At 72.3% G+C, this 3,912-nt stretch carries 4 protein-coding genes; all 4 read right to left on the reverse strand.

Going from position 1 to position 3,912, the window contains the following annotated elements:
* A partial coding sequence (locus tag DEIPI_RS29525) for an AMP-binding protein (protein WP_169737052.1) occupies positions 1-1,119 on the reverse strand: 1,119 nt, incomplete at its 3' end.
* A gap of 113 nt (positions 1,120-1,232) precedes the next feature.
* Positions 1,233-2,027: an ABC transporter permease gene (locus DEIPI_RS0107880; RefSeq protein ID WP_027481412.1), complete on the reverse strand. Its 795-nt coding sequence runs from the start codon at positions 2,025-2,027 to the stop codon at positions 1,233-1,235.
* The gene (locus tag DEIPI_RS0107885; RefSeq protein ID WP_245588531.1) at positions 2,024-2,836 is read right to left on the reverse strand and encodes an ABC transporter permease; all 813 of its coding nucleotides are present in this window, start codon (positions 2,834-2,836) and stop codon (positions 2,024-2,026) included. Before DEIPI_RS0107885 ends, DEIPI_RS0107880 begins: the two co-directional genes overlap by 4 nt.
* On the reverse strand, positions 2,833-3,840 hold the full coding sequence (locus tag DEIPI_RS0107890; RefSeq protein ID WP_027481414.1) for an ABC transporter ATP-binding protein: 1,008 nt from the start codon (positions 3,838-3,840) through the stop codon (positions 2,833-2,835). Before DEIPI_RS0107890 ends, DEIPI_RS0107885 begins: the two co-directional genes overlap by 4 nt.
* Between the last annotated feature and the right edge of the window lie 72 nt (positions 3,841-3,912).

Consider the following 3,912-nt stretch of genomic DNA (forward strand, 5'->3'; position numbering starts at 1 on the left):
CGCGAGCGGGTGGCGGACGAAGGCGGCCTCGTCGAGATCGGGACGGCCGAGGTAGCCGGGGGTGAGGCCGACCCCGCCGAGCCAGATCTCGCCTTCCTCGCCGGGCGGCAGGGCGTGGCCCTCGGAGTCCATGACGAGGGCCTGCGTGCCGGGGATGGGCAGGCCGAGCGGGACGGGCCCCTCGGGGAAGTCGGGCGAGTGGAGGGTGTGGCAGGTGGTGAAGACGGTGTTCTCGGTGGGGCCGTACACGTTCGTGACGCGCGCGCCGGGCGCGGCGCGCAGGAAGTCGCGGATCAGGCGGGGCGCGGGCACGTCCCCGCCGAGCAGGACGTGGTCCACGCCGTGCAGCTCGAGGGCGCGCTCGCCGACGAGCAGGTGGAAGAGGCCGGGCGTCATCATGAGGGTGGTGACGCCGAGCGCGCGGGTGTGGCGGGTGACGTCGTGGAGGGACACGAAGACGGGCTCGTACAGGGCGAGCGTGCCGCCCGTGAGGAGCGCGCCCCAGATCTCCAGGGTGGAGAAGTCGAAGCCGAGGCTGGAGAGCATGAGGTGCGTCCGTCCGGGGCCGAAGTCCGCGTAGGTCTGCCCCTGCAGGAGGTTGACGACGCCCTCGTTCCGGATGGGGACGCCCTTGGGCGTGCCGGTGGAGCCGGACGTGAAGATGACGTACGCGACGTCGTGCCGGGCGCGGGCAGGCGCCTCGGCGGACGTGGGCACGCCTTCCGCGTCGGCGCGCACGACGCTGGCGCCGAGGCCGCGCGCGACGTCCTCCCGGTCCCCGTCGGTGAGGACGAGCGCGGCGCGCGCCGTGGCGACCATGAAGGCGAGGCGCGCGGGAGGCTGGGCCGGGTCGAGCGGGAGGTACGCCGCGCCGAGCCGCAGCGTGGCGAGCATCCCGACGACCGCGTGAGCGGAGCGGGGCAGCAGCAGGCCGACGACGCTTCCCGCGCCGACGCCCGCGCGGGCGAGGCGGGCGGCGAGGCGGGCGGCGCGCGCCTCGAGTTCGGCGTAGCCGACCTCACCCGAGAGGGCGCGCAGCGCGGGAGCGTCCGGGCGGGTCCGCGCCTGGCGCTCGAAGAGGTCGTACAGGTCCGTGGTGGTCGGGATGGCTTCGCTCACGATGCGCTCCATGGGCGGGGCGGGGCCCGCGTCGGTCGATTCTCAGGCTGGCCTCACGAACACGCTCATGATAGCCGATGGCCCCACGGGCGAGGTCCGCGAATGACGCCGCCTCAGCTGGACGCGCTCGTGTAGGACCGCAGCGCGAACGTCCAGAACAGCCGCGACGCCGCGAGCAGCGCGAGCGCCACGACGGGCGACCACAGCGCGAGGCCCGCGTCGAGCCGCCCGAGGGCCGCCTCGGCCGGGACGGTCGTGACGAACGCGACGGGCACCACGAAGGTCAGCGCGGTCCGCACCCACGCGGGAAACGCCGCCGCCGGGAAGCGCCCGGCGCTGAACACGCCGTTGAAGAGCTCCGTGACGTTCTGGACCTTCACGAACCAGAAGGCCGTGGTGGACAGCATGAACCACACGCTGTACACCATCACGAGGGCCGAGGCGAACAGCAGCGCGGCCAGCAGCGCCCCGCCCCACGTGAGGTCCGGGAGGCGCGGCGCGGCCCAGCCGATCACGAGCAGACCGACGACGGCGTCGCTGAGCCGGAAGACGTTCACCTGCCGGGTGCTGACGAGGAACTGCGCGTCGACGGGCTTGAGGAGGTTGAAGTCCATCGTGCCGAGCCGCACCTGTTCGGCGATGCGGTTGAGGTTCGGCTGCAGCAGCACGGAGATGAACGACTCGGCCAGCATGAAGAAGCCCAGCACGAGCGCCGCCTGCGGGAAGGTCCACCCGCCGAGCCGGTCGCTCGCGCCGAAGAACAGCACGAGGCCCAGCAGGCCCACCGCGACCTCCCCGAAGCTCGCGAGGACGCTGCCGACGAAGTTCGCGCGGTACTCCAGCTGCGCGCTGAGGGAGTTCGCGAGGAAGAGCCACATCAGGCGCGCGTGCCGCGCCGGGCGTCTCACGCGCCCACCGCGCCGTAGCGGCGCAGCCCGAGCCGCCACATCACGAGCCGCAGCGTGCCGAGCGCGGCGGCCCAGCCGAGCAGCACCAGCACGCCGCGCCCCACGTCTCCCCAGGCGGCGTCCCCGGCGAGCATCGTGGCGGGCAGGTTCACCATGTACGGGAAGGGCGTGAGCCGCGCCACGCGCCGCAGCGCCTCCGGGTAGAGCTGCAGCGGCGCGAAGACCCCGCCGAGCGCGGCGTACACGAGCCAGCTGATCTCGCTGAACGACGTCGCGGACTCCGTCCAGAAGCACAGCAGCCCGATGCAGTACTCGATCAGGAAGCGGATCAGCAGGCCGAGCGCCACGACGAGGAGGTACGCCGCGTACACGCGCGGGTCCGTGGTGAAGCCCGCGCCGGGCACGAGCAGCAGGGGCAGACAGGCGAGGAGCGCGATGAAGGGCGCGCGCACGAGGCGGTCCCCGAGGTGGTTGCTGAGGTGCTCCCAGAGCGGATCGAGCGGGCGCAGCAGCTTCGGCGAGAGGTTCCCGAGGCGGATCTGCACGTCGAGCTCCCAGGCGACCCACACCACGAGGAGCTGACCCGTCACCCAGGTGCCCGTGAAGTACGACGCGAAGCGCGCCTCGGTGAAGCCGCCGATCTCCCCACCCGCCGCGCGCGCCTGCGAGATCCAGATGGCCATCATGATGAAGCTCAGCGTGCCCGACAGCATCCAGATGATCAGCTCGGCGCGGTAGGCGACCATGTTGGCGAGCTGCGCCGAGAAGATCGCGCGGAACTTGCGCCCGAGGCTCGCGGCGGCCCTCACGCGTGCTCCGGCGCGCGTTCCGCCCCGAAGAGCCGCCCGATGACCGTCTCGATGGGCGGGTCCTCCACGGTGAGGTCCGCGACGTCGAGGTCGGTGAGGAGCCGCGCGGCGCGCTCGCCGACCTCCGCGCGGGGCATGTTGAGCTCCACGCCCAGGCCGTCGTGACTCACGACCTCCCCGTGGCGGGCGAGCCGTTCGGTCGAGGCGGGCGAGGCAAGCTGGAGCTTCACGGTCTTGTAGGGGCTGCTGCGCTCCACGAGGGCGCCGAGGTCGCCGTCGAAGACGACGCGGCCCGCGTCGATGACGACGATGCGCTCGCACAGGGCGGTCACGTCGGCCATGTAGTGGCTCGTGAGGATGACGGTGGCGTCCTCCCTGCGGTTGTACTCCCGGACGAACTCGCGGATGCGGACCTGCATGTTCACGTCGAGGCCGATGGTGGGCTCGTCGAGGAACAGCACGCGCGGGCGGTGCAGCAGGGCCGCCGCGAGCTCGCACTTCATGCGCTCTCCCAGGGAGAGCTTGCGGACCTGCTTGCGCAGGATGCCCGACAGGTCGAGGACCTCGTCGTACTCGCGCATGGTGCGTTTGAAGTCCGCGTCGTCGATCTCGTAGATCGCCTGGTTCACGAGGAAGGAGTCGAGGGCGGGCAGGTCCCACAGCAGCTGCTGCTTCTGGCCCATCACGAGGGTGATGGAGCGCAGGAAGTCCGCGTGGCGGCGGCGCGGCTCGAAGCCGAGGACGTCCACCTCGCCGGAGGTGGGGTGCAGCAGCCCGGAGAGCATCTTGAGGGTGGTGGTCTTCCCTGCCCCGTTCGGGCCGAGGAAGCCGACCATCTCGCCGCGCGCGAGGTCGAGGTTCACGCCGCGCACGGCCTCCACGGTGCGGGAGCGGCGGTTCACGAAGGACTTCAGCGAGCCCAGCAGGCCCGGCTCCTTCTCGTGCACGACGTAGTGTTTCGTGAGGCCGCGCACCCGCAGGGCCGCGTCGTGGGGGGTGGTCATGTCCCCACCATAGCCGCGCGCGTGGCGCGGCGGGCGAGCGCGGCGAAGGTGTGCCGCAGCGCGGCGGGCTCG

Origin of the sequence: Deinococcus pimensis DSM 21231 (genome assembly GCF_000519345.1) — a bacterium.
Classification (GTDB): Bacteria; Deinococcota; Deinococci; order Deinococcales; family Deinococcaceae; genus Deinococcus_A; species Deinococcus_A pimensis.